Here is a 1,032-nt window from a genome sequence, read left to right on the forward strand (position 1 = left end):
CCGAGAAGTGCCCATATCCTGTCGACCGTCGGGGTGCGTTCTGGATAGCCGATGTGGCATCGCCAGATGGCTGGGTGCGGATGAGAATCCAGGAATTGCGAAGCAGCACAAAGTGGCTGTGGGTCATGGATGACCAGTAGGTCATTAGGTCCGATGATTGCTTCCAGTTCCGCTGCACCCTGCCTCGAAACATCGAGATAGTGCGGCAACAGGTCATCGAGACCGGCTACTGCGGTATTATGAAGAGAATTGTGAACGCCTTTGGTGAACTGGAAAAACTGCTCCTTGTTCGGTTTAAAAGTGAGCCAGCGAACATCGAAACCAAGTTCCCGGAGGAGGCATATATGGTGTGGAAGCATTTCGGCGACGCCACCACCAAACGCGGTGGAATTGACTTGCCAGATGCAACGATCACCGACCCTGTCGCGCATTGTGCCCGACGAACGCAACAGTTCATTGACACGTCCCTCATAGTCTGCCTGCTGTGCAACGTAGTGCTCAAGGACAGAGCCGCGTATCAACACCTCATCAAACAGTGGTGTGCGGTATTCCGTTGATATTTTCATCTTGTCGTCCTTTCGGCCCGGAAAGCGGAGGCCGGCGTCAGATTAGAAAGGTCATCTCGCGAAAATCCTCAATCCAGCCCCTGATGTCGGGGTGGCCGCTGGCATTAGGTCCGACGCCTACGCAGTCGCAACCAGCAGTGGTTGCCGCTTCAATTCCGGCTCTGGAGTCCTCAAAAACCAAGCACCGTTCCGGGGCAATCTGCAACGTCCGCAACAGCACTTGATAGGGTTCCGGATTCGGCTTTCCCTGCCTTACGTCCTCAGCGGCAATCATGATTCTTGGGCGGGAGATTCCGGCCGCCTTGAGGCGGGCAAGAGCCGAGACCCGTGACGAAGAGGTGACGACAGATCGCCTCCCAGCGGTGAGCGAGCTATAGAACTCGGCGGCGCCTGCGATTGGTCGGAGCAGATCCATCACCTGGACCTCATAGTCTGCGATGCGGGCCGCTTCTCGTTCCGGCGAGAG

1 protein-coding gene and 1 pseudogene are annotated in these 1,032 nt (G+C 56.6%); both read right to left on the reverse strand.

The window, feature by feature from the left end; all coding sequences use genetic code 11:
• Positions 1-566, reverse strand: a pseudogene (locus tag ACLFKU_RS43565) (glycosyl transferase group 1); the annotation flags it as partial.
• A gap of 37 nt (positions 567-603) precedes the next feature.
• The coding region (locus ACLFKU_RS43570; RefSeq protein ID WP_410853372.1) for an HAD-IA family hydrolase at positions 604-1,032 on the reverse strand (429 nt) is incomplete at its 5' end.

It is taken from the genome of Paraburkholderia sp. EG304 (assembly GCF_046543485.1).
Classification (GTDB): Bacteria; Pseudomonadota; Gammaproteobacteria; order Burkholderiales; family Burkholderiaceae; genus Paraburkholderia; species Paraburkholderia youngii.